This window comes from Asanoa ferruginea (assembly GCF_003387075.1).
Lineage (GTDB): Bacteria > Actinomycetota > Actinomycetes > Mycobacteriales > Micromonosporaceae > Asanoa > Asanoa ferruginea.
On record NZ_QUMQ01000001.1, the window covers coordinates 1,417,727 to 1,438,870 of the forward strand.

Below are 21,144 nucleotides of genomic sequence, written 5' to 3' on the forward strand. Positions count from 1 at the left end.
CGGCCCATAGCCAGGCGAGGACGAACCCCCCGCACCACTCACTGGCCGAAGCCCAGACGGAGCCGAATCCCCCGCACCGCTCACCGGACGCACGGCGGATGACGTTGCCGTGCCAGAACCACTGACCGGCCTAGTCGCGAGGGGTGGAGCAGCGCCAGGAGCGCTGACCGGCCGCACGTCGGCCGGCGTGGCCGCGCCCGGACCGCTGACCGGTCGCACGGCCGGTGGCTGACCTGCGCCGCCACCGCTGACCGGACCGGCAGCGGGTGGCGAAGCGGCGGCGGGACCGCTGACCGGCCGGCCTACGCCGGGCGGCAACGACGGATCGGCCGGTTGCTCGGGCGACGTCGGCCGAGGTGCGGGCACCTGGATCCGCCCGGTCGGGTAGGAGGTGGTCGGTGCGGGCGGCGGCGCCGCGGACCAGGGCCACTCCGGTGCCCAGTCCGGGCCGGGCCGCCGTGGCGGCGCCCCGGCGTAGGGATCAGCCTCGGTGGGCGTGCCGTGCGGCACGGTTTCGGTGGGTGCCCCGGCAGCGACCGCGCCGATCGGCGGGAAACCGCCGCTGGACGGATCGGGATCGCCCGGGCGCTGACCGACCGGCCGCCCGTCGCCGGACGCGAAGCCTCCGGCCGGCCGGGCATCACCGCTCGTCCAACCATCAGGAGCCGCCGCGGGCTGGCGCACCTCACCACTCGCCCACCCCTCGGGAGGGGCGGCGGGCTGGCGGACATCACCGCTAGTCCAACCGTCGGGAGCCGCCCCAGGCTGGCGGACATCACCGCTGGTCCAACCTTCAGGAGGCGTCCCCGGCTGCCGGACTTCATCGCCCACCCAACCCTCGGGAGCCGCCCCAGGCTGGCGGACATCACCGCCCGCCCAACCCTCAGGAGGCGTCCCCGGCTGCCGGACATCATCGCCCACCCAACCCTCGGGAGCCGCCCCAGGCTGGCGGACATCACCGCCCGCCCAACCCTCAGGAGGCGTCCCCGGCTGCCGGACATCACCGGTCGCCCACCCCTCGGGAGCCGCCCCGGGCTGGCGGGCGTCACCGCTCGTCCAACCGTCGGGAGCCGCCGCAGGCTGCCGGACATCACCGCCCACCCAACCCTCAGGAGGCGTCCCAGGCTGCCGGACATCGCCGGGCGCCCAGCCTTCGGGAGGCGGCCCCGGCTGGCGGGCGTCGCCAGTGGAATCGGTCGGTGGGTCGTGGCGGGGGCGGAAGCGGACCGGGGGCGGTGGTGCGGGCTCGTTGAAGCGCGGCGGTGCCGGTGGGAACGCGGCGGCGAAGGGGCCGGGTGACTCTTCGGGCGTACCCGATGATGGGTTGGATCCCCAGCCCGGCGCCCATGGTGACGGCGGCTCGGGCAATGGCTCGTCGGTGGGCGGTGGACCCCAGCCGCCGGCTGCCGCGTGTGGCCACGGTGCGGGCTCGTCGCCGCTGGTCTGGCTCGGGATCGGCGGGTGCCCGGCGTCTTCTAGATCGCCTTCGTAGGGGTAGGGCGGTGCGCTGGCCGAATGCAGCTCGGCGGAGCCGTTGACGTGCTGCCGGGGCTGCCGCGACGCGGGAACGATGGGCGTCAGCAGCTTGGCGTAGCGCGACCGGTGCCACGCGGACTGCGAGCCGGAGTCGCGGTCGCGGTCGGCCCAGGCGTCGCCGTCGCGGGCGGGAGGCGGGTTGCCGCCACCGCCCGGTGCGTCGCCGGGTTGACCTGAATCATCCACCGTGCACTCCTCGGTCGCCCTCGCTGAGGCTACCGTGTGGGCACGGTCGCGATAAGTTGCAATCGCGGTCCAATTCGGCGACCGATGCGATAGGCACCGATCGGATCCGCGCTCGGATGGGTGCCAGACGGCAGTCGACGGTCGATGTGATGCGGGATTTTCGGAGGTAACGATGGTGGCGGCTTCGGGCGATGGACAGCCGGACGGACGGCCTACCCGGCTGCCCCGGTCTGCGCGCCGCAAGCAGCTGCTCGCGGCGGCCCAGGAGGTGTTCGTCGCGCAGGGCTACCACGCCGCCGCGATGGACGACATCGCCGAGCGGGCCGGTGTCTCCAAGCCGGTGCTCTACCAGCACTTTCCCGGCAAGCTCGAGCTCTACCTGGCCCTCCTCGACAAGCACTGCGACGCGATAGTCGCGAAGGTGCAGGCGGCGATGGAGGCGACGAACGACAACAAGGAACGCGTACGCGGTGCGGTCGAGGCTTATTTTGACTTCGTCGACCACGAAAGTGAGGCGTTCCGGCTGGTCTTCGAGTCTGACCTGCGCAACGAGCCGGCCGTCCGGGAGCGCGTCGAGCGGGTCGAGCGCGGCTGCATCGCGGCGATCACCGACACGATCATCTCCGACACGGGCGTGAGCAAGTCGCGGGCCGAGCTGCTCGCCTCGGGCCTGGTCGGCGCCGCCGAGACCGCGGCCCAGTTCTGGCTCGCGGGCGGTCGCCAGGTGCCCAAGGCCGAGGCCGAGGCCCTGCTGGCCGGGCTCTCCTGGCGGGGCATCGCGAGCTTCCCCCTCCAGGGTGACCCCCAGGAAGGCGCCTGGACCGAGGGCGAACCAGCCTGACACGCAAGCCGCCTTCGTCGTTCGCCCCACGAATCGGATAGCCTTCCCAGCGGCGGCGGTATCGACCGCACGCCGCGACGAGGAGGGCTTTCGTGGAGGTCAAGATCGGCGTGCAATACGCGCCGCGCGAGCTGGTCATCGAGAGCTCGCAGTCGTCCGCCGAGGTGGAGAAGAGCGTCACCGAGGCGATCGCGAACGAGGGCACGCTCTCGCTGGTCGACGAGAAGGGCCGCCGGCTGATCATTCCGGTCAGCAAGCTGGCCTACGTCGAGATCGCGGAGTCGTCACCCCGCTCGGTCGGCTTCACCGCCCGCTGACCAGCTAGTTGTTGAGGCCCAACGCCGACATGCGCGCGCTGTGCGCGATCGTCATGCGGCGGAAGAGGGCCTGCACAGCCGCCTGATCGCCACCGCTCGTGACGATCAGGGTGGTCAGGGCCGCGCGCTGGCCGGCCACCCGGGTCGCTTGTGAGAGCACCTCGCCGACCAGGCGGCGGGCCCACATCGAGAGCCGGTTGCGGGTCTTCGGGTCGGCCTCGATGGCCGCGCGGATCTCGGCGACCGCGAACTCGTCGTAGCGCTTGTCGTGGATCACGTCGAGCACCAGCTGGCGGTCGGGTTCGTCGATCAGCTTGGCCATCTCGTGGAAGAAGTCGTCGGCCACCCCGTCGCCGACGTAGGCCTTGGTCAGCGCCTCCAGCCAGTCTTTCGGCTCCGTCGAGTCGTGGTAGGCCTGCAAAACGCCCACGTAGGGGGTCATCGCCACTTCCGGGTCGGCGCCCAGGTCGGTCAGGCGGGCGGCCACCCGGCCGTAGTTGGCGATCTCCATAGCGGCCATCTCGCTCAACGCGGCACGGCGGCGCAGGTCAGGGGCTAGCCGGGCATCGGCCGCCATCCGCTCGAAAGCGGACAGCTCGCCATAAGCCACCATGCCGAGCAGGTCGACCAGGGCCTCGGCCGCGGTGGTGGAAGCCGGTGCGGCAGCGGATCCAGTCACGACCGCAGGCTACTCCCGCGGCCCTGGTGGCGAGAGGTGCGCCACACGCCAGGCCCCTTCTGACGCATCCGCCTCACGTTCGGCACCGATGCCTTGCCAATCCGGTAACATGGTCACGTTAGCCGTGGGCGTCGCGCGGTCCCGCTCAGCGGGGCGTAGTCAACCCGAGACCCACGGCACGCGTGTGCGGCCCGCGACTCACGTCGCGTGTGGCCCGCGCGATATCCAATATCGCGCCCTACGACACGACGGGGCGCACCACGAGAGGGCACCCCGAAAACCACATGAGTGACTTGATCGAACCCACCGGAGACGCACTAGTCCCGGACGCACCCGTCAAACCCGACTCCCCCACCTTCGCCCAGCTCGGCGCCCGCCCCGAGACCGTTGAGGCGCTCGCCGCCGCCGGCATCACCAACTCGTTCGCGATCCAGGAATACGCGATCCCGATCGCGCTGCGCGGCACCGACCTGATCGGCCAGGCGCCGACGGGCACCGGCAAGACGCTCGGCTTCGGCGTCCCGCTGCTCGAGCGCGTCTTCGCGCCCGGCGAGGGCTCCGACGGCGTCCCGCAGGCACTGGTCGTCGTACCCACCCGCGAACTCGGCCTCCAGGTGGCCAAGGACATCGCCGCCGCAGGTCGTACCCGTGGCATCAGGGTCCTGCCGATCTATGGCGGTGTCGCCTACGAGCCGCAGGTCGAGGCGCTGCGCACCGGCGTGGAGATCCTCGTCGGCACCCCGGGCCGCCTCCTCGACCTGGCCAAGCAGAAGCAGATCCGGCTCGACCGGGTGCACGCGCTGGTGCTCGACGAGGCCGACCGGATGCTCGACCTGGGCTTCCTCGACGACGTCGAGAAGATCCTCGCGATGCTCCCCGAAGACCGGCAGACGATGCTGTTCTCGGCGACCATGCCGGACCCGATCGTGACGCTGTCGCGGCGCTTCCTGCGCCACCCGGTCACGATCCACGCCGGGCACACCGCCGAGACCGGGCCGTCGCCGCAGACGCAGCAACTCGTCTACCGCACCCACTCGCTCAACAAGGTCGAGGTCGTCGCCCGCATCCTGCAGGCGCAGAACCGCAGCCTGACCATGATCTTCACCCGCACCAAGCGCGCCGCCGACCGGCTCGCCGAAGACCTCGACTTCCGCGGTTTCGCGGTGGCCGCGGTGCACGGCGACCTCGGCCAGGGCGCCCGCGAGCGGGCCCTGCGCGCCTTCCGCGCCGGAAAGATCGACATCCTGGTCGCCACCGACGTAGCGGCCCGCGGCCTCGACGTCTCGGGCGTCACGCACGTGATCAACTACGACTGCCCGGAAGACCAGGACACCTACACCCACCGCATCGGCCGCACCGGCCGCGCGGGCGCCACCGGCGTCGCGGTCACGTTCGTCGACTGGGACGACATGCCGCGCTGGCGGATCATCGACAAGACGCTCGGCCTGGACATGCCGGAACCGCCGGAGACCTACCACACCTCCGAGTGGCTCTACTCCGACCTGGACATCCCGACCGACATCACCGGCACGCTGCCGTCCGCCGAACGCACCCGCGCCGGCCTGTCGGCCGAAAAAGAAGAAGACCTTGGCGGCGGCCGCCGTCGCGGCCCGGCCACGCGCGCCGAGCGCCCGGCCCGCACCCGGTCCCGCCGACGCAGCGGGGATACGCGCGACGGTGCGGAGCCGGCAACCTCGGACGCGGACGCGCCCGGCGTGGCCGACACCGCCGAGCCGACAGCCGAACGCCGCCCCCGCCGCCGTCGCCGGGCCGGCGAAGTGATCACCACCGACACGACCGACGCCGAGTCGGCCACAGTCGCGGTGGCCGACCCCGACGGTGAGGCACCGGCCAAGCCGCGCAGCCGCCGCCGGCGTCGTTCCCGTGGCAGCGGCGGCGCGGCCGCGGCGGCCAGCACCGACGCCTGATCGACCAGATCGCTAGCGAGGCACGGCCAATTGGCCGTGCCTCGCTTGTTTGTGTCGATCACCGCTTGCTCTGCACCCCTGTGGGGTGCGCGTCTAACGGTTAGATGTTGCCTACAGGGGTGCAGAGCAAAGTCGGAAAACACCGGTAGTCGCCCTACCGGTGTTGCGTATATGGGAGCAGAGCAAGGCCGGCCGCCGGGTGGGGCGGATCCGGCAGCAGAGCAAGGCCCGGCGCAGGTGGGGCGTATCCGGCAGCAGAGCAAAGCGGCGCTACACCCCCTCGGCCGCCTGGCCATGCCCAGGTCGGTCTGCGCAGGGCAGGCTTGGCTGCAAGGGCAGGCGAGATTCGCTGACCCGGCGTGCCGCGTTCGACACGCCGTGCGGGCGGGCGCCGGGGTGAATCTAGGTAAATGGATGTCGCTATAGCTACATCCATTTACCTAGATCTCGTAGTGGCGGGTATTTCGATCGCGGCGGGCTAGGCGGGCTAGGCGGGTTAGGCGGCCTCGGCCGGGCGCCGGGTTGCCAGGGCCTCGAAGACGCGGCGGTTGAGGGCGAACGCCTGCCGGACCTCGTCGATGAAGCGGTCCTGCTCGGTCGCTGACCACGGTGCCGCGTCGAGGAGTTCGCGATAGCGGCGTTTGACCGCCCCGACCGCCACCCCGGGGAACTCGTAGAAACGGGTGCCATCGGCTCCCAGGTCGTACTCCCGTTGCAAGGCTTTTCGCACCAATTGCCCGCCGGACAGGTCGCCCAGATAGCGGGTGTAGTGGTGTGCGACGAACGACGGCGGGTCAGTGGCAGCAGCAAGGCGGGCCAGGTAGTCGCGGGTTGCCGGCAGCGGGGTGATCTCCGCGCGCCATGACGGGCCGACCAGGTGCTCCAAATCGGCCGCGATCGACGGCAACCGCTCCAGGCCGAACGCGACGAAGTCGCCGGCCACCGGGTCGGTGCGCAGCGCGTCGCCGCCGCGCTCCAGCGCCTCGTAGATGAAATAGTGCTGGCTCGCCAGCCCGGCATAGGCCGCGACGTCGAGCCGCCCGGCCATCAGGTCGGTGACGAACGATGTGGTTTCCGCCGCCTCGTGGTCGGCCCGGGTCAGTGCCCGGACGCGCGCGGCCAGGCCCAACTCCGTGTCTGCGACGTGCACCATGTCCAGAGCTTAGGGGAACCTAACCTAACGGTCCAGGGGCGCCACGCGAAGGGGGCCGCGTGGAGCGGGGACAATAGAGCAATGCCCGAAGATCTGTCCGCTGCGCTTGCCGAGGTACGTGACCTGCTGCTCGACCCTGGCCTCACCCGGGCCGTGGCTGCCGGGCGGCGGCGGGGCGCCGAGCCGTCGGTGGTCCGGGCCGAACTGCGGCCGGTCGCGCTCAAGGCCGGCCGCCGGCTGCAGATCGTCACCAACGACGGCGCCCGCCCGCACACCCGCAACGTCGCGCCCGGCGCCGAAGCCGAGGCGGCGATCGACGCGCTGCTCACCGAGCCGTTCGGCAACTGGCACGTGGAGAGCGCCGGGTCGACCGTGCAGCTGAGGGTGACCAAGAAGGGCGACGCCCAGGTGCACCGGCAGGACAGCACCGATGATGGCGACCCGGCCCCGCGACAGCACGACCGGGTCCGGGAGCACCTGCTCGATCCCGGCGACCCGCTGTTCGAGGTGATCGGCGGCAGCGCCGCCAAGCGGCGGCAGGTCGACGCGTTCCTGCGGGCGTTGGCCGCGACGCTCCCCGCCGAGGGGCTATCGACGCCGTTGCGGGTCGTCGACCTGGGTTGCGGCAACGCCTATTTGACCTTCGCGGCCTTCCGCTATCTCACCGCTCCGGTCGACGCCGGCGGCCGCGGGCTCGACGTCGAGATGGTCGGTGTCGACGTGCGCGAGGACCAGCGGGACCGGAACACCGGGCTGGCCGAGCGGTTGGGCTACACCGACCGGTTGCGGTTCGCGGCCGGCACGATCCTGGACGCGGCTGTCGAGCCGGCGCCGCACCTGGTGCTCGCCCTGCACGCCTGCGACACCGCGACCGACGAAGCCCTGCATCGGGCGGTGGGCTGGGGTGTCGAGTGGATCCTGGCCGCGCCCTGCTGCCACCACGACATCGCCGCGCAGTTGCGGGAGCGGCCGGCGCCCGGTCCGTACCAGTTGATCACCGCGCAGGGGATTCTGCGTGAGCGCTTCGCGGATGTGTTGACCGACTCGCTGCGCGCTGCCCTGCTGCGCGGCGAGGGCTACCGGGTCGATGTGACGGAGTTCATCGACTCGGCCCACACGCCCCGCAACCTGCTGCTGCGGGCCCGGCGGACGGGCACACCGACACCCCGCACGGAGTACGACGAGCTGGTCACCACCTGGCAGGTGGAGCCGAGGCTGGCGGCGCTGCTGAAGGGCTAGCGCCGGCGGTCGCCGCCCTCGCGGGTCGTCCAGCCGCCCGAATCGTCGGGCACCGCGCTCGGAAAGTGCAGCACGTTGTCGGAGTCGTCGGCACCCTGCGCGGCGAACGCGGTCCAGGAGATCTCGACGAGCATCTTTTTCACTTCGGCATGGCGGTCGGCCGCATTGGCCTGCAACGCCAATCGAATGGCGAGGACCACCCCGACCAGAGTGGTGGTGATCGCGCCGGCCGCGGCGAACAGATGCCAGCCGCTGACCTGGCCACCCTGGATGGCGAGCACCAGCAGCCAGATCCAGAAGGCCAGCGCGAATATCCCGGCCTTCACGACGAAGAACAGGCTTATCGCGCCGGGTCGATAGGGAACCGGGCGGTCTTCTGGTGTGGCCATAGTCGCATCCCGTCGTTCTCACTCTCGCGGCGTGAGCATAGACGACAGAAAACACCCTCGTAAGACGGTGAAATGGGGGACGCCCGCGGTGTGGTGTCTCGCCGACCCCCCGCCGGCGGGACACCACACCGACGCCACGAACAGCCAGCTCGCGGCCACAGCGCCGGACCAGGCGGGGCGGGACGCCATGAGCGGGTCCCACGCACGGGGCCAGGTCCGGTCTTCGGTGACTCTAGAACAGTCCCATCCGTGGGACTAATCGGCCGAACGGCCCGTTGCAATCTGAGCCGTGCGGGTTACCCTTTCCGGTGACGATTCTCGACCGCGGGGAGGGCGACAGGCCGATGGCCACAGATGACTCGCCGCAGGCAGCGTTCGCACGCTTCGTCCGGCGGGCCGTCGACGATGCCAAGAACGCCCGCGGTTGGACGGTCAACGACCTGGCTTCCGAGACAGGTGTCGGTCGATCGACGCTATTCCGCTGGTTGGCCGGCGACTGGCACGACTATCCCGAGCTCGCCAAGGTGCAAAACTTCTGCTCCGCACTCGACGTGCCGGTGTCGGCGGCGTTCCGGGCGCTCAACATGCCGGGCCGCAGCCCGGGCATGACCGCCCGGCCCAGCCGGGTCGACAAGGACCTCCAGGTCATTCTCGACCGGCTGACCGATCCGACGGTTTCCACGGCGGAGAAGCGGCACATCCGCGAAGCGTTGCGCCGCCTGGCCACGAGGCCCATCCGCAAGACCGCCTAAGACACCCGCACGGTGAACTGGGCAGTGTGCACCTTGCCGGCCACCTGGAAGTCGAAGAACGCCCGATAGGCACCGGGGCTCGGCGCGGCCATCCAGAACTTGACCGTGCCCGGCACCCGCTGCTCGTCGGGGTGCACGTGCAGATAGCCGAGGTCGCCCTGGCGGAGCACGACCAGGTGCCCGTAGGAGCCGAGGTAGGGCTCCAACTCGGCGACCGGGGTGCCATTGCGGAACACCCGGAACTGGAGCGGCTGGGTCGCGCCGACGGTCGGGGTGCCCTCGAAGGTGACGGTGAACTCGCCCGCGGTCGCCTCGCGCGCCGCCGCCGGCAGCGCCACCGGCGCGTAGTCGCCGGCCACCACCAGGTCGGTGCCGAGCGTCGCGGCGATCTGCGCACCGGTCGCGTCGACCACGGTGAAGTCGGCGAACGCCCGCCACAGGCCCGGGGCGCCCAACGTCAGCGGGATGCTCCACGTGCCGTCGGACGCCATCGTCGGGTGCAGGTGCTGATAGCCGGAGAGGTCACGGCGGGCCACCACCAGGTGCATCTGCTTCTCGTGGACGACCGCGAACTGCTTGACCGGCTGCCGGTCGGGGCCCTGCACGGTGAACCGGAAGGGTGCCGCCTTGCCCGCGGCGAAGTCGGTGCCGGCCGGCACCAGCGTGTAGCCGCTCGCGCTCAGGCTCAGCCCGCCGAGCTCGGCGCCGGCCGTCGCGGTCATCCCGCCGGTGGCGCTGTGGTCGTGGGGCGCGGTGCCGGGTGCGTGCGTGTGGTTGGCCGGATCCATCGTCATCCCGCCCGCCGCCTGCGCACCGTCGGCCGGGGTCGAGGAGCCGTCGCTGGTCAGCTTGCCCAGGCCGAACCCGCCGACCAGGGCGAAGACCAGCCCCGCGACGAACAGGCCGACCCGCAGCCCGGACCGGTCCGGACCGTCGGCAGGCGGCGGCGCCGCGGCGCCGCGGGTCTTGGTCGACGCCGTCTCAGGCATCGACGGTGGCCAGCTCGTAGCCGGCCTCGTCGACCGCGGCCCGCACGTCGGTCATGGCCAGCGGTGCGTCGCTGGTGACCGCGACGGAGCCGGTCGCCAGGTCGATCCGCACGTCGGTGACGCCCGGCAGGGCGGTCAGCTCACCGGTCACGGCGCCGACGCAGTGCGAGCAGGTCATGCCGGACACGGTGTAGGTGGCGGTGCTGGACATCTGGGTGCCTCCGGGCGGGGTCAGGAACGGACGAGCCGGGCGATCGCGTCGGACGCCTCTTTGACTTTGGCGGACGGGTCGGTGCCGTTCTCGGCCGCCTCCATCACGCAGTGGGCGATGTGCCCTTCGAGCAGGCCGACGGCCACGGCCTGGAGGGCCTTGGTCGCCGCCGAGATCTGGGTGAGAACGTCGATGCAGTAGGTGTCCTCTTCGACCATCCGATGAACGCCGCGGACCTGGCCCTCGATCCGCTTCAGGCGACCCAGCAGGGCACCCTTGTCGGCGGCATACCAGTAGGGACCGGACGCGGAGGTCTCGTCGTTCGTGGTCATGCGCCCGAATATACCCCCCGGGCGTATCCGTGGCTAGCCCGATATGCCCGCATCGTGGCTTCTGCCCGGGCCGACTCGTTAACCGAAGGTGCCGATCATCACACGAGGCGGACGCCGCGCATTGACCACGGCCGCCGCCCTGCTGGCCCTGCTCGGTCCGCTGGCCGCGCCCGCCGCCGCCGACCCGACCGCCGAGCAGCTCAAGAAGCGCCTGAAGACCGCCAGCCAGCAACTCGAAGGGGTTGTCGAGCAATACAACGACCTGCGTCTGGAGGTCAAGCGCGGGCGGGCCGAGGCGGAGCGCGTGCGCGCCCGGGTCGCGCCTCTGGAGCAGACCGCGCAGGCCCGCAGCACCGAGGTGGGCACGATGGCCGCGGCCGCCTACCGGGCCGGCCGGGCGGCGAACGTGATCGGGCTGCTGGAGGCCGGCTCGCCGCAGGAGTTGGGCGGCCGGCTGGCCCTGCTGGAGGCGCTGGGCACCCAACGCACCCGGGCGATCGAGTCGCTCGCCGCGGCCAACCGCGACGTCACCGCCGCGCAGGAGACGCTCAACACGCTCGCCGCCAAGGAGCAGGTCCAGGGCAACAAGCTGCTGGCCAAGAAGCGGCAGATCGAGAGCGAGATCGCCCGGCTCGACGAGATGCGCTTCGACCTCGGCATCACCGACCCGGGCCCGATCCTGGCCAACCCGCCGCCGCTGCCGCCGGGTGCATCGAGCACCGCGGTGCGGTTCGTCTACGCGCAGCTCGGCAAGCCCTATATCTGGGGCTCGTCCGGCCCCGAGGGCTATGACTGCTCCGGGCTCACCGCGGCCGCCTGGGCCGCCGCCGGGATCAGCCTCCCGCACAACGCGCGCGCACAATACGGCGCCGTGAGCCACATCGGCCGCGGCCAACTGCGCCCCGGCGACCTGGTCTTCTATTACGGCAACATCCAGCACGTCGGGATGTATGTCGGCGGTGGCCGGATCATCCACGCACCGCAGCAGGGCGAGCGGATCCGCTTCGACCAGGTCGACTACCAACCCGTCCACGGGTACGGGCGACCCGGCAAAAGCCGCTAGCCCGCGACCGCCAGGGCGAACGGGAGCACGGCCGGCGCACCGGCGGCACGCAGCGCGCGACTGACCAGCGTCATCGTCCAGCCGGAGTCGACCAGGTCGTCGACCAGCAGCACCGGACCGTCCACGGCGGACAGTGCCGCGGCCAGCTCCGGCCCGATCTCGAACGCGTCGTGCAGGGCGCGGACCCGTTGCGCGCTGTTGCCGCGGGCGCCACCACCGGAAGGCGGCGCCTGCGGCCCCGGCTCGACCAGCCCGAGCATCCGCAGCCGGCCGATCTCGGCGATCCGGGCGGCCAGCGAGCCGACCAGCGCGGGCCGGCGCCGGGACGCGATGCCGACCACTGCGACCGGGCGCTGCGCCCACGGGTCGGAACCGCGCGACCAGTCCTTGAGCACCTCGACCACGGCGCCGGTGATGTCGTCGGGCACCGGCCCGTCGGGTGCGTCGGTGCCGACCAACTCGCGCAGCCGGCCGCCCCAGCCGAGGTCGGAGAGGCGCCCGACGGCTCGGCCCGGCGCTGCCTGGTCGTCGGCCGAGATCTTGCCGCGCACCTCGTCGAGCCCCGTCGGCCAGAGCTTCTTCGGTGCGATGTCGACCCCGGCCCGGCCGAGGAACGCGTTGGCCGCGGCCAGCGCCGGCGCCGACACCTCGGCGGTGACGAACGCGCCGGCGCAGCCGTCACAGCGCCCGCACGGCTCGGCACCGGGGTCGTCGAGGCTGCGGCGCAGGAACTCCATCCGGCAGCCGGTCGTCGCGACGTACTCCCGCATGCTGTCCTGCTCTTTTTCCCGCGCCGCGGCGACCCGACGCAACCGCGCGGTGTCGTAGACCCACGGCTCGCCGGTGGCCACCCAGCCGCCGCGCACCCGGCGGACCGCGCCGTCGACGTCGAGCACCTTGAGCATCATCTCGAGGCGGGTGCGGCGCAGGTCGACCATCGGCTCCAAAGCCTGCGTCGACAGTGGACGCCCGGCGGCGTCGAGCGCGTGCAGCACCTCGCGCACCTGCTGCTCGGGCGGGAACGCCAGCGAGGCGAAGTAGCGCCAGATCGCCGCGTCTTCCCGCCCCGGCAGCAGCAGCACCTCGGCGTTCTTCACGGCCCGGCCGGCCCGACCGACCTGCTGGTAGTAGGCGATCGGCGAGGGTGGCGCGCCGAGGTGCACGACGAAGCCGAGGTCGGGCTTGTCGAAGCCCATGCCCAGCGCCGACGTGGCGACCAGCGCCTTGAGCTTGTTGTCGAGCAGGTCCTGCTCGGCCTGCTGGCGCGCGGCGTCGTCGGCCTGGCCCGAATAGCTGGCCACCGAATAGCCGCGCTGGCGGAGGAACTCGGCGGTCTCGGTCGCGGCCGCGACGGTCAGCGTGTAGACGATCCCGGAGCCGGGCAGCGTGTCGAGGTGCTCGCCCAGCCAGGCGAGCCGGGCCGCGGGCGACTCCAGCGACAGCACGCCGAGCCGCAGCGAGTCGCGCTCCAGCGTGCCGCGCAGCACCAGCGCGTCGCCCAACTGCTCGGCCACGTCGTCGGTGACCCGCTGGTTGGCGGTCGCGGTGGTCGCCAGCACCGGGGTGCCGGGCGGCAACTCGGCGAGGAAGGTGCGCAGCCGGCGGTAGTCGGGCCGGAAGTCGTGGCCCCAGTCGGAGACGCAGTGCGCCTCGTCGACGACCAGCAGCCCGGTGGTGGACGCCAGCTTGGGCAGCACGTTGTCGCGGAAGTCGGGGTTGTTGAGCCGCTCCGGGCTGATCAGCAGCACGTCTACGTCGCCGGCGGCGATGTCGGCGTGGATCGCGTCCCAGTCGTCGAGGTTGGCCGAGTTGATCGTGCGGGCCTTGATGCCGGCCCGCTCGGCCGCCTCGACCTGGTTGCGCATGAGGGCGAGCAGCGGCGAGACGATCACGGTGGGCCCGGTCGAGCCCTGCGCGCGCAGCAGCGCGGTCGCGACAAAATAGACGGCGGACTTTCCCCAACCGGTGCGCTGGACGCACAGCACCCGGCGTTTCTCCTCGACCAGGGCCGAAATCGCCCGCCATTGGTCTTCGCGCAGCCTCGCGTGGTGGCCCGCGAGCCGGCGCAGGATCTCTTCAGCCCGCTCCCTCACCCGCACAGTTCTACCAGGGGTGAGGGAGCGGCCGCTCAGATCAATACGGCGCTCGCGCGCCGGTGAACCAGCGCAGCGCCCCCGCGAAGTCGCGGGCATGCTCCATCAACGTGTAGTCCTGCCGCACGGCCGACTCGCGGATCGCGGCATCCAGATCGTTGTTGCATTTCATCAGGACGTGGTCGAAGTCTCGCCGGATCGGTTCGAGCAGGCCGTACCCGAAGGAATGGTGCACCCGGGCGTAACGGGCCTTGTAGAGCCGCGCCCGCTCGTGCAGGCCCGACGAGTAGGACATCGGGTTCTTCGGCCGTTGCCGGATGTAGTCGGGCAGGATGTCGGCGAACGCCTCCCGCACGATCCACTTCTCCTTGCCGCTGCGCATCTTCAGCGACAACGGCATCCGCATTGCGAGTTCCACGAGGGCCAGGTCGAGGAACGGCACCCGGGCCTCGACACCCTGTCCCATGCTGGTGCGGTCGACGCGCTGCAACTCCGTACGACAGAGGTTGCGGATCTTGTGTAAGAAGAGGCGGCGGGCCGCTGCCGGGCCGACCTCGTGATACATCGGGTAGCCGCCGAACAGCTCGTCGGAGCCGTCGCCGGTGAGCACCACCTTGACGCCGGTCTCGTGCACCCGGCGGAACAGCGGCACCGAGACGACGGCGTTGATGATGTCGCCGTACTCGGAAAGCTCGCCCATCCGGATCGCTTCCCGGATCTCACCCATCCGCACGTCGCGCGGCCGGAGCTCGACCACCTCGTGATGCACACCGAGGTCGCGGCAGAGCCGCTTGGCGTAGTCGAGGTCCGGGCTGCCCGGCGCGCCGACGGTGAAGGCGACGCAGTCCGGGTGCATCTCGCGCACCTGGAGCAGCGTCAGCGAGCTGTCCAGCCCACCGGAGAGCACCACGCCGACGGTGAGGTCGGTGTCGACGCGTACCCGGATGCTGTCCTGCAACGCGGCGCGGACCAGCTTCGCCGCCTCGTCCGGGTCCTCGATCGGCACCTGGTCTTCGCCGAGCCGAAGCAGGTCGACGTAAGGCGTCAGGCGCGGCCCGGTGACCGGCGTCGCCCAGCCGTGGTGGCCGGGCGGCACCTCGGTGATCCGCGCACCGACCGGCACCAACGCCTTCACTTCCGACGCGATGTGGATCCGCCCGCCGCGCCGCGACCAGTAGAGCGGCTTCACGCCGAGCGGGTCACGGGCGATGAAGACCCGCCCCGTGGCCCGCTCGACGATCGCGAACGCGAACTCGCCGCGCAGCTTGCCGACCGCCGCCTCGCCCCACTCGAGGAACGCTTCGAGCACGACCTCGGTGTCGCTCTCGCTGCGCAACTCCCGCCCGGCGGCGATCAGCTCGGCCCGCAGCTCGCGATAGTTGAAGACCTCGCCGTTGTAACAGAGCACCCAGGCCTCGTCGGGCGAGACCCAGGGCTGCACCGCCCGGTCGCGGTCGACGATCCGCAGCCGCTGGGTGCCGGCGAGCAACCCCGTCGCCGGCCCCCCACCGATCGTTCGCAGATCATCCGGCAGCTCTTCCTGAATGTCGCCGCGCGGCGTCAGGGATTCGAGCATCCGCCGGAAGAGCGCGGGGTCGGCATCGTTGCCGACGATGAGCGCGATACCGCACAAAGTCTCGGGTCACCTTCTCCCGGTTTCGTAGTGGGTGGCGAACTCGCGCCGCAGTTCGGCGACCGCGACCGGGCTGACGCAGACGTGCCAGGCCTGCCCCTCGTCGATCACGTTGACATCGCCGGCGGCCTGCCGGTCGAGCAGCACCTTCTCCAACGCGGCACGCGCGGAGAACCGCTCGAACCAGGCCATCTCCACGTCGACCGCCCAGCCGACACAGTGCGCGCTGGGCGACATCGCGGCGTACCCGAGATCACGCAGGTGCTGCTGGTGCCGCACGCTGCGGGTCATGCTGGTCACCCAGAGCGCCGGCGTCCCATAAGGCGCCTGCTTCTGGAAGTCGGCCGCGACCTGCCCGAGCAGCGCGATCGTCTCCGGCCGGCTGTAGGTGAACCGCAGCCCCGCCGTCCGCGGCCAGCGATCCGGCGCGACCCGCCGGGCCACCGCCCGCACCGCCCGGGTGGCGAACGTCTTGGGCTGCCGCCGGTAGCGGAACGGCAGCAGGCCGGCCCGCCGCAGCTTCTCGATGTCGACCAGATCCGGCGACGTGAGCACGTCGGTCGTGGTGGCGAACGGCGTGGTCTGCCCCCACCACATCGCCTCGACCTGCGCGAGCAGGAAGATCCGCACCTGGGCCGCCAGGTCGATCGCGGAGCTGCGGGTGCTGGGCTTGTAGTTGCGGACCTCTTTGAGCAGCCATTCCACCGTTCCGGTGAGCCCGCGGGGCGTCACCGAGAGCACGGCGGTGAAGTTAGGCTCCACGAGCCTTTCGATCAGGATGGTCTCGGCTTTCACCGTGTCGCCCGGGTCGCTGTGCCCGGCGAGTTCGATGAGCAGGTTCTCCACCGCGTCCCGATAGGCGACGAGGTCGGGCCCGGTAGCCGCCGGTCGCGGCGTAGGCAACCGTTTTCGCTGCTCGTTCCTAACCGCGTTTCCGGGTATTCGAGTTGTCATCTGGGCCCCCCGTCCTTCCCCCGTAACAGGCGGGTATTCCGGAACCGAGCCTAATGACATCTTTCGCCCCCGTGAGGACGAATGCCGGTTGTGAGCCGTTTTCACCCTTTTTAAGACATTTAAGATCAAAATCCAGATCGGATCCCGGGCCCGCGTGGGGCACGACCGTCGCTCCCGCCGGAGACCGCTCCGCTCGCCAGGACCGGCGCCAACATCGGCGAGACGGGCCGATTTAAGATCAAATTCGAATCGGCTCCCGGGTCCGCCTGGGGCACGACCGTCGCTCCCGCCGGGGACCGCTCCGCCTCCGCTCCGCTTGCCAGGTCCGCGGTTGGGTTCCGGGGCTACGCCCCTTTCGGCCGGCGGGGGGCCGCCGCCCGACCGAAGCGGCCCGCACAAAGGGCCGCTCGGCCCAAGCGGGCTCCGCCAGCCCGAGGCGGCATTACCCACCCCAAGCAGTCGCCCGGCAAGCGGCTCCGCCAGCGGGAGCGGCATTACCCACCCCAAGCGGCGGCCCGGCAAGCGGCTCCGCGAGCGGGAGCGGCATTACCCACCCCAAGCAGTCGTCCAGCAAGCGGCTCCGCTAGCCCGAAGCGGCACTACCCACCCAAGCGGTCGCCCGGCACAAACGTCACCAGCAACCGCAAGCGCCAGACCCAAGCGGCCGCCCGGCCCAAGCGGCTCCGCCCTGCCCCGGCGTCGCGGGCTCGCCGGCGTGGCTACGTCGACACGCCGTAGCGACCCAATCCGCGCGAGATCTGGGTAAATAGATGTAGCTATAGCTACATCTATTTACCTAGATCTGCTGGATCAGCAGGCGCGGCAGCGCCGGGCGCGGATTAGACAACGAAATGTCTTGATCGTTTGCGGCGGATCTGCACGATTCTGGCCTTGCGGCATGATCATGTGTGTCAGATCGGCACGACGCGCCGCACCAGGTGTCGATGGGCTGCAGACGATCACGCAAACCTGACCTGCCGGTGCCGGCCAGCCGCAAACGATCACCGACTCGGGCGGCCAGACTCGGCACGCTCACACCTCGGCGCCAACTCGCCGACCCGCCGACTCGCTGCCAAGTCGGCCGCAGGCCTTCTTGGGCGGTTGACCTTGACTACGCTGTCGACCCTTTCCTCTCTCGTGAATGGCCGGTCGCATGTCGTCTGGCAGCACGCATCGCACGCCGGCCGTGGTCGGCGCCGTCCCGACGGTGCTCTTTGCCGCTGGCTAGGCGTCTACTGTGGATGCTCTGCCCACGGCGCCCACGCCCACGCGGCCCACCCGCCCACGCGACCCATGCCACGCACCGAGGTGACCTGTTGAGGCGTGCGGGAGACCACAGACCTGCTGGTCACCCCTGACCGGGCGCCGCCTCAGCTGCGCGTTCGGGGTTGCCGTCGGGTGAAGGCCGCGCGGATTGGGCCGACGCGGGTGGCCAGGCTGGCCAGGCCGCCCGGGAAGAAATACACCGCAAGGATGAAGATGGCGCCCAGTACGAACAGTGGTTGGGAGAGTGGGCCCGGTAGGTCGGTGGCCAGGTTGGTCAGGCGGTTGTCCAGATACATGTACAAGATGCCGCCGATGACTGGGCCCCAGCGCGTGCCGGGGCCGCCGAGCACGACCATCACCAGCAGCGACAGGGTCAGCTCCGAGCTGGTCACGTGTGGCGACGCGCCGCCGACGACCAGCACGTAGACGATGCCGCCCAAAGCGGCCAGCCCACCCGCGAGGGTGAACGCCACCAGCTTGTAGCGGTAGGGGTCCAGCCCCAGTACGCCCACCCGGCGCTCGTCGTCGCGCAGGCCCGCGAGCACCCGGCCCGTCGGCGAACCCGCCACCCGGGCCACCACGAAGACGACCACCGCGACGTACGCCAGGGCCAGCCAGTAGAGGTTGACCGTGTTGGCCACGCCGACCAAGAAGTCGGGCAGGCCCGCGCCGCCGATTGGGAGGCCTTCCTCGCCGCCGGTCAGGCCGCCGAAGTCGCGGGCCACCAGGATCGCGCCGACCTGGGCGAACGCCAGCGTCACCATCGCGAACGCGATGCCGGCCGTGCGCAGCGCGATCGCGCCGAGCAGAGCGGCCAGAGTCGTGCTGCCGACCAGGGCGAACACCGCCGCCTGCCACAGCGGCAAGCCGGCGCGGGTGACCAGCACGTCGGTGCCGTAGATGCCGGCCGCGAAATAGAGCGCGTGCCCGAACGAGAGTAGGCCCGTGCGGCCGAAGAGCAGGTCGTAGCTCGCGGCCAGGCCACCGAAGACCAGGCAGGTGGCCAGCAACTGGAGGTTGCCGGGCGAGTTGAAGACGCCGTCGAGGATGCCGGGCAGGGGCAGCCTGAAGTAGGGCAGCACGGCGGCCACCACCAGCGCGAGCAGCGGTCCGAGGCCCAGAAGCCAACGCAACCGCCGAGCAGGCGCGAGTTCCGGCGGCGTCGCCGCGGGCGGCGCCTCGGCGCTCACCGGGACAGCCTGGGTCATGCCGTGACCGCCCTTCCGGCGATGCCTTGCGGCCGGACCAGCAGCACGATCGCCAGCAGCGCGACCACGCAGATGTCGCCGAGCCCGGCGGTGCCGTAGTAGTTGACGAACTGCTGGAGAAGACCGACCGCGACCGCGGCGTACGCGGAGCCGACCACCGAGCCCATCCCGCCGATCACGACGACGATGAACGCGAAGATCAGCAGAGAGCCGCCCTGCGCCGGTGAGACGGATCCGAAGTAGACCCCGCCCAGCGCACCGGCCAGCGCCGCCGCCGCGCCGCCGATCGCGAAAACCAGCGTGAACGCCTTGCGCACGTCGATGCCCAGCGCGGTCACCATCTCGCGGTTCTCCACGCCCGCCCGGATCACCAGGCCGACCCGGGTGAACCGGAGGAAGAGCAGGAGCAACGCGAGTACGGCGGCCGCCGCCAACACCAGCAGCAGCGACGCGTTCGGGATGTGCGCGTCGCCGATCGCGGTCACCCGGCGGGTCCACTCAGGGCGCGGGAACGGCCGCGGGTCGGCGCCCCAGGTTGCCTGGAGCAGCGCCACCCCGGCCAGCGACAGGCCGACCGTGACCAGCACCTGCTCGATCGTCCGGCTGTAGAGCGGCCGGATCAGCACGAGTTCGACCAGCGCCGCGACGACCGCGCCGCAGACCACGCCGAACGCGGCGGCCAGCACGAAGCCGAAGCCCGTCGGGCCGGCACCCGGCAGGTGGTCGGCGGCCCACCAGGTCGCGTACGCGCCGACCGACAGGAACAGCCCGTGCGCGAAGTTGAGCACGTCGGCCAGGCCGAAGACCAGCGACAGCCCGGAGGCGACCAGGAAGTAGAGCGCGGCCAGGCCGAGCCCGGTCAGCGTCAACAGGATGAACGTCGACATCAGGCCGGCACCCCCGCCGAGCCGACGCCGAGCAGCGCACGGGTCAGGTCCGGCTCGCCGAGCAACCGGTCGGCCGCGCCGGTCCAGGCGACGCGACCGGCGGCCAGGACGACCGCGTCCCGCGCCAACCGGCGTACAACGGCGAGGTTCTGCTCCACCAACAACACCGGCACGTGCTCGGCGACCGCTTCGAGCGCCTCCGCCACCTCCGTCACCACCTTCGGGGCCAGACCCTTCGTCGGCTCGTCGACCAGCAGGAGGCGGTTGTCCGCGAGCAGCACCCGACCGATCGCCAGCATCTGCTGCTGCCCGCCGGAGAGCGTGCCGGCCCGCTGCTTGGCGCGTTTCGACAGCTCGGGAAAAAGCGCATAGACGCGGTCGTACGCCGGTGCCGCGCCCTTGCGTTCGGCCAGCCGCAGGTTCTCCGCGACGGTGAGCCCGGCGAACACGCAGCGGTCCTCGGGCACGTAGCCGAGCCCGCCGCGGACCAGCCGGTGCGTCGGGGTGTGCAGCGCGTCGACGGCGCCGATCCGGGCCGAACCGGTGACCTCACCACCGCGTGGTGTCAGGCCGACCAGCGCCCGCAACGTCGTGGTCTTGCCGACGCCGTTGCGGCCGACCAGCGCGGTCACCCCCGAAGGCGCGACGGTGAACGAGACACCCTGGAGGATGTGCAGCCCGGCGATGCGGACGCTGAGGTCATCGACGCGCAGGATCGGCTCGGTCATAGCCCCTCACCCAGGTAGGCCTCCTGCACGCCCCGGTGTGCCATCACGGCCTCGGGGGTGTCGCAGGCGAGCAGCGCGCCGTGGTGCATCACGGCGATGCGGTCGGCCAGCTCCAGGATCACGTCCATGTGGTGCTCCACCATGAGGACCGACCGGCCAGTGGCGTCGGCACCCCGGGTCAGGCCGCGGATGACCGCGACCAACTCGGGCACGTCTTCGGCGCTGACACCGGCCATCGGCTCGTCGAGCAGCAGCACGGTCGGCTCGCCGGCGAGCAGCAGGGCGATCTCCAGCTTGCGCTTCTCGCCGTGCGCCAAGGTGCCGGCCAACACGTCGCCCCGGTGGCCAAGGCCGACGGTCTCCAGCACCCCGTCGGCCGCCGAAGCAACGTCCTTGAACGACGCGGCCCGCCGCCACAGGGCCATCGAGCCGCCACGGTGGGCCTGGACGGCCAGCCGGACGTTCTCGCGTACCGGAAGCGAACCGAAGACCGACGACGACTGGAAGGTCCGCCCGAGACCGCGCCGCGCGCGGCGGTGGGGCGGTAGGGCGGTGACGTCGTCATCGCCCAGCCAGACCGTGCCCGCGGTCGGCTTACGCAGCCCGCTGACCAGGTTGAACAGCGAGGTCTTGCCGGCGCCGTTGGGCCCGATGACGCCGAGGAACTCGCCGGGGGCGAGGGCGATGTCGACACCGTCGACGATCGCTACCTCGCCCACCCGCCAGGTCAGCCCCTGTGTGCGGAGCACGGCCAACTCGC

19 protein-coding genes are annotated in these 21,144 nt (G+C 71.3%); 6 read left to right on the forward strand and 13 right to left on the reverse strand.

Features of this window, described 5'->3' with window-relative positions:
• Positions 1-1,894 precede the first annotated feature (1,894 nt).
• Entirely contained in the window at positions 1,895-2,563 is a 669-nt protein-coding gene (locus DFJ67_RS06985; RefSeq protein WP_116067128.1) for a TetR/AcrR family transcriptional regulator, read from the forward strand.
• A 92-nt stretch (positions 2,564-2,655) separates the two neighbouring features.
• Entirely contained in the window at positions 2,656-2,880 is a 225-nt protein-coding gene (locus tag DFJ67_RS06990) for a DUF3107 domain-containing protein (protein WP_116067129.1), read from the forward strand.
• 4 nt (positions 2,881-2,884) lie between these two features.
• Here DFJ67_RS06990 and DFJ67_RS06995 read toward each other — a convergent pair whose 3' ends face one another.
• Complete coding sequence (locus tag DFJ67_RS06995) at positions 2,885-3,559, reverse strand: ferritin-like fold-containing protein (RefSeq protein WP_239097027.1); 675 nt, start codon at positions 3,557-3,559, stop codon at positions 2,885-2,887.
• A gap of 284 nt (positions 3,560-3,843) precedes the next feature.
• Here DFJ67_RS06995 and DFJ67_RS07000 point away from each other — a divergent pair, with 284 nt between their 5' ends.
• Entirely contained in the window at positions 3,844-5,487 is a 1,644-nt protein-coding gene (locus DFJ67_RS07000; RefSeq protein ID WP_116067130.1) for a DEAD/DEAH box helicase, read from the forward strand.
• Positions 5,488-5,983: 496 nt separating this feature from the next.
• Here DFJ67_RS07000 and DFJ67_RS07005 read toward each other — a convergent pair whose 3' ends face one another.
• Positions 5,984-6,640 carry a biliverdin-producing heme oxygenase gene (locus DFJ67_RS07005; RefSeq protein ID WP_116067131.1) on the reverse strand — a complete coding sequence of 219 codons (657 nt, stop codon included), beginning with the start codon at positions 6,638-6,640 and terminating at the stop codon, positions 5,984-5,986.
• Between the two features lie 81 nt (positions 6,641-6,721).
• On the opposite strand from DFJ67_RS07005, the gene DFJ67_RS07010 reads away from it, so the two are divergent.
• Positions 6,722-7,879, forward strand: a complete 1,158-nt coding sequence (locus tag DFJ67_RS07010) for a class I SAM-dependent methyltransferase (RefSeq protein WP_116067132.1) — start codon at positions 6,722-6,724, stop codon at positions 7,877-7,879.
• Here the strand turns inward: DFJ67_RS07010 and DFJ67_RS07015 are convergent.
• Entirely contained in the window at positions 7,876-8,268 is a 393-nt protein-coding gene (locus DFJ67_RS07015; protein ID WP_116067133.1) for a hypothetical protein, read from the reverse strand. The genes DFJ67_RS07010 and DFJ67_RS07015 overlap by 4 nt on opposite strands.
• A 344-nt stretch (positions 8,269-8,612) precedes the next feature.
• Between DFJ67_RS07015 and DFJ67_RS07020 the strand changes: the two genes are divergently transcribed.
• Positions 8,613-9,020: a helix-turn-helix domain-containing protein gene (locus DFJ67_RS07020; protein WP_116067134.1), complete on the forward strand. Its 408-nt coding sequence runs from the start codon at positions 8,613-8,615 to the stop codon at positions 9,018-9,020.
• On the opposite strand, the gene DFJ67_RS07025 is transcribed toward DFJ67_RS07020, so the two are convergent.
• Genes DFJ67_RS07025 through DFJ67_RS07035 form a run of 3 tightly spaced genes read right to left on the reverse strand, consistent with a single transcriptional unit; the run spans position 9,017 to position 10,552 of the window.
• Entirely contained in the window at positions 9,017-10,009 is a 993-nt protein-coding gene (locus tag DFJ67_RS07025; protein WP_116067135.1) for a DUF8832 domain-containing protein, read from the reverse strand. The genes DFJ67_RS07020 and DFJ67_RS07025 overlap by 4 nt on opposite strands.
• Positions 10,002-10,220: a heavy-metal-associated domain-containing protein gene (locus tag DFJ67_RS07030; protein ID WP_116067136.1), complete on the reverse strand. Its 219-nt coding sequence runs from the start codon at positions 10,218-10,220 to the stop codon at positions 10,002-10,004. The genes DFJ67_RS07025 and DFJ67_RS07030 overlap by 8 nt, the downstream gene beginning before the upstream one ends.
• 20 nt (positions 10,221-10,240) lie before the next feature.
• Positions 10,241-10,552: a metal-sensitive transcriptional regulator gene (locus DFJ67_RS07035; protein WP_116067137.1), complete on the reverse strand. Its 312-nt coding sequence runs from the start codon at positions 10,550-10,552 to the stop codon at positions 10,241-10,243.
• A 121-nt stretch (positions 10,553-10,673) separates the two neighbouring features.
• Between DFJ67_RS07035 and DFJ67_RS07040 the strand changes: the two genes are divergently transcribed.
• Entirely contained in the window at positions 10,674-11,615 is a 942-nt protein-coding gene (locus tag DFJ67_RS07040) for a C40 family peptidase (protein WP_116067138.1), read from the forward strand.
• On the opposite strand, the gene DFJ67_RS07045 is transcribed toward DFJ67_RS07040, so the two are convergent.
• The 7 genes from DFJ67_RS07045 to DFJ67_RS07075 all read right to left on the reverse strand — a co-directional run bounded on the left by DFJ67_RS07045 (position 11,612) and on the right by DFJ67_RS07075 (position 21,133).
• Complete coding sequence (locus tag DFJ67_RS07045) at positions 11,612-13,714, reverse strand: RecQ family ATP-dependent DNA helicase (RefSeq protein ID WP_239097028.1); 2,103 nt, start codon at positions 13,712-13,714, stop codon at positions 11,612-11,614. The two genes, DFJ67_RS07040 and DFJ67_RS07045, sit on opposite strands and share 4 nt — an antisense overlap.
• Before the next feature lie 34 nt (positions 13,715-13,748).
• A complete protein-coding gene (locus tag DFJ67_RS07050; RefSeq protein WP_116067140.1) occupies positions 13,749-15,341 on the reverse strand; it encodes an asparagine synthetase B family protein in 1,593 nt (530 codons plus the stop codon).
• Positions 15,342-15,350: 9 nt separating this feature from the next.
• Positions 15,351-16,187 carry a DUF5715 family protein gene (locus DFJ67_RS07055; RefSeq protein ID WP_116067141.1) on the reverse strand — a complete coding sequence of 279 codons (837 nt, stop codon included), beginning with the start codon at positions 16,185-16,187 and terminating at the stop codon, positions 15,351-15,353.
• A 1,478-nt stretch (positions 16,188-17,665) separates the two neighbouring features.
• Positions 17,666-18,769: a branched-chain amino acid ABC transporter permease gene (locus DFJ67_RS07060; RefSeq protein ID WP_116067142.1), complete on the reverse strand. Its 1,104-nt coding sequence runs from the start codon at positions 18,767-18,769 to the stop codon at positions 17,666-17,668.
• Positions 18,766-19,656 (reverse strand): branched-chain amino acid ABC transporter permease, encoded by an 891-nt coding sequence (locus DFJ67_RS07065; protein WP_116067143.1) that lies wholly within the window; start codon positions 19,654-19,656, stop codon positions 18,766-18,768. Before DFJ67_RS07065 ends, DFJ67_RS07060 begins: the two co-directional genes overlap by 4 nt.
• Positions 19,656-20,384, reverse strand: a complete 729-nt coding sequence (locus DFJ67_RS07070) for an ABC transporter ATP-binding protein (protein ID WP_116067144.1) — start codon at positions 20,382-20,384, stop codon at positions 19,656-19,658. The genes DFJ67_RS07065 and DFJ67_RS07070 overlap by 1 nt, the downstream gene beginning before the upstream one ends.
• Entirely contained in the window at positions 20,381-21,133 is a 753-nt protein-coding gene (locus DFJ67_RS07075; RefSeq protein ID WP_116075770.1) for an ABC transporter ATP-binding protein, read from the reverse strand. The genes DFJ67_RS07070 and DFJ67_RS07075 overlap by 4 nt, the downstream gene beginning before the upstream one ends.
• Between the last annotated feature and the right edge of the window lie 11 nt (positions 21,134-21,144).

What these genes read in the sequence shown, in the direction of transcription:
- DFJ67_RS07060 (WP_116067142.1), bottom strand. Translation starts at nt 18,769, where the DNA reads ATGACCCAGGCTGTCCCGGTGAGCGCCGAGGCGCCGCCCGCGGCGACG.
- DFJ67_RS07005 (WP_116067131.1), bottom strand. Translation starts at nt 6,640, where the DNA reads ATGGTGCACGTCGCAGACACGGAGTTGGGCCTGGCCGCGCGCGTCCGG.
- DFJ67_RS07025 (WP_116067135.1), bottom strand. Translation starts at nt 10,009, where the DNA reads ATGCCTGAGACGGCGTCGACCAAGACCCGCGGCGCCGCGGCGCCGCCG.
- DFJ67_RS06985 (WP_116067128.1), top strand. Translation starts at nt 1,895, where the DNA reads ATGGTGGCGGCTTCGGGCGATGGACAGCCGGACGGACGGCCTACCCGG.
- DFJ67_RS07000 (WP_116067130.1), top strand. Translation starts at nt 3,844, where the DNA reads ATGAGTGACTTGATCGAACCCACCGGAGACGCACTAGTCCCGGACGCA.
- DFJ67_RS07030 (WP_116067136.1), bottom strand. Translation starts at nt 10,220, where the DNA reads ATGTCCAGCACCGCCACCTACACCGTGTCCGGCATGACCTGCTCGCAC.
- DFJ67_RS07020 (WP_116067134.1), top strand. Translation starts at nt 8,613, where the DNA reads ATGGCCACAGATGACTCGCCGCAGGCAGCGTTCGCACGCTTCGTCCGG.
- DFJ67_RS07070 (WP_116067144.1), bottom strand. Translation starts at nt 20,384, where the DNA reads ATGACCGAGCCGATCCTGCGCGTCGATGACCTCAGCGTCCGCATCGCC.
- DFJ67_RS07065 (WP_116067143.1), bottom strand. Translation starts at nt 19,656, where the DNA reads ATGTCGACGTTCATCCTGTTGACGCTGACCGGGCTCGGCCTGGCCGCG.
- DFJ67_RS07010 (WP_116067132.1), top strand. Translation starts at nt 6,722, where the DNA reads ATGCCCGAAGATCTGTCCGCTGCGCTTGCCGAGGTACGTGACCTGCTG.
- DFJ67_RS07035 (WP_116067137.1), bottom strand. Translation starts at nt 10,552, where the DNA reads ATGACCACGAACGACGAGACCTCCGCGTCCGGTCCCTACTGGTATGCC.
- DFJ67_RS07015 (WP_116067133.1), bottom strand. Translation starts at nt 8,268, where the DNA reads ATGGCCACACCAGAAGACCGCCCGGTTCCCTATCGACCCGGCGCGATA.